Annotated in this window: 3 protein-coding genes; 2 read left to right on the forward strand and 1 reads right to left on the reverse strand. The window is 37.6% G+C overall.

Features of this window, described 5'->3' with window-relative positions:
* Together MRT15_RS09040 and MRT15_RS09045 are read left to right on the forward strand one after the other, a co-directional pair.
* Positions 1-652 (forward strand): hypothetical protein (locus MRT15_RS09040; protein WP_304329761.1); only part of this gene is annotated, 652 nt, incomplete at its 5' end.
* Between the two features lie 18 nt (positions 653-670).
* Complete coding sequence (locus tag MRT15_RS09045; protein WP_304329762.1) at positions 671-1,294, forward strand: DUF3786 domain-containing protein; 624 nt, start codon at positions 671-673, stop codon at positions 1,292-1,294.
* Positions 1,295-1,467: 173 nt separating this feature from the next.
* Here MRT15_RS09045 and MRT15_RS09050 read toward each other — a convergent pair whose 3' ends face one another.
* The gene (locus MRT15_RS09050) at positions 1,468-1,974 is read right to left on the reverse strand and encodes a MarR family transcriptional regulator (protein ID WP_304329763.1); all 507 of its coding nucleotides are present in this window, start codon (positions 1,972-1,974) and stop codon (positions 1,468-1,470) included.
* Positions 1,975-2,167 lie beyond the last annotated feature (193 nt).

Below are 2,167 nucleotides of genomic sequence, written 5' to 3' on the forward strand. Positions count from 1 at the left end.
CGATCCAGCAATGAATCTACACGAATTATTAGGTGTAAATGTTGAGAAGAGCATTGCAGAGATAGTTGAAGAGTTTAGGCGTAAAGTGGATGATGTGGAGGTGGCTGTGGGATTCTCTAAAGATGCATTGATAGAATATTGGGTTTATAGGGCAATAGTGGAGGCAAATGGCTTCGACTTCCTATCCATGGGTAGGGGGGAGGGGGAGGGATGCTACTGCTACATAAACGCAGTATTAACAAAAATTACTGGCAAATTAGTAAAGAATTACAGTGTTGTATTAATGGATATGGAAGCTGGATTGGAACATTTAAGTAGAAGGACAGATAGGTATGTGGATACTCTGATAGTAATGGTAGATCCATCAATGATGAGCTTCAAAACAGCTGAAAAGATCAAACAATTGGTAAGGGAAGTAAATATAGAAGCTAAACACATGTATATTGTTGGAAATAGGTTGCCAAAATCCAGCGAAGGAAAACTGCGTGAATGGTCTGAGAAGGTTGGATATGAATTTGCAGGGATAATACCTGAAGATGAAATGATACTGGAATATAGTGTGAATGGGAAGCCAATACTGGAATTACCAAGCAACAGCCCAGCGGTAATGGCGGCAAGGGAAATAGCAAGGAATATAAAGTTGATAGATTAATGGGGGATTGGTGATCCCATGGCACTCCTCTCATACTGGAAGGATTGGAATAAAGTTAAGGATAATGTCAAAAGTCTTGCTGGGAGATTTGGATTTGAGAAGGGGAAGGAAATCCGCTTCCTAGGATTCAAATTATCATTGGAGAATGGGAAGATATATGATGAAATTCTAAACGAGGAGGTTGAAGATGATAGGAAAGGCGAAATATACTATGTATTATACATACATTCCCAAGCAACAGAAGATGTTGGGGAAACTGGAGAATACGCTTCATTCACAGAATTATTCAAGGCATATGGAGAATACGCTCTAAAACACTGTCCAGCATTTAAGAGTGTATGTAAAGAGTTTGAAGAGGGATTTGGTAGAAATCCAGAACCGCTACGTAAAGTTGCAGAGATACTTGGATGTGAAATTGTAGATTATGGTGATATGGCATTAAAGATATACGCCCTACCAAAAGTACCAATAATACTGGTAATATGGGTTGGCGATGAGGAAATGCCACCATCAAGCAACATACTATTCGATAAATCAGCAGTCAACTATATACCGGAATGCGAAGCCCTCGTAAGACTTGCAAAGGTAACTGTTGAAAGAGTCTTAAGCATTGCAAAATCACATAAACCCATCAAAACTTAAAATTTATTAAAGAAAGCATTATTCCAAAGTAATTATTAATTAAGCAATTTTGAGGATGATTTTATTTCCTCACTTGATGATTTTGCAATACTTATTTGTCATTTATCAACTACAATAATGGGCTTTAACCTTTCTCAGGAGAATTAAACAAGCTAAACAGTTGTGAAATTATGCTATTTTACAGTTCGCATCTCCCTATTAATTTCAATTTTATTCGTCATACCATACCTACGTTTAATTATAAGCCCTTTAGATTCAAGTTCACTTAAAATTCTCGTAACTTTAGCGTTGGAGAATCCACTTTTCTCAACTATCTCACTCTGCAGAATGCTACCACCAGACTCAACGATTAAAAGGAAAATCTTCTTCTGATCTCCCTCTAAGAGACGTAATGCAAATTTAATGTCGGATTCTATGGAGTTAGAGGGGTTTAATGCTTTCCCCTCCAAACGTGTTGAGAATAGTATGTAGAAGGAGGTCATGCAAACTATAATCGTGGATGCAACAACCACAATAACGTCAATTAGAGTATAAGTCACAAATTCCCTAACCACTATAGGTTGACCCTCACCAGTCACAATTATCTGTATAGGTGTTGGATTCAGCAATTTGTTAACTAGAATGAATGAGGATATGAGCAAGAGGATGCTTACAGCCAAATCCTTCAAGCCAATTCTCATGACACCCTTCACCATAAAATTACTGAGGAAAATCATTAGAGGGGGCGACGACCATGAAATTAAAGACCAAAACACCATCATCACTAGTAAACCCTGAAACCCAAAAATATGATTTACCAACATATGTTGAATCATAACCCATTGGAAACTCCAAATGATAAGTTTCACCATACCTTAAAGCACCAGTCAAGAG

Source organism: Candidatus Culexarchaeum yellowstonense (genome assembly GCF_024707025.1).
Lineage (GTDB): Archaea > Thermoproteota > Methanomethylicia > Culexarchaeales > Culexarchaeaceae > Culexarchaeum.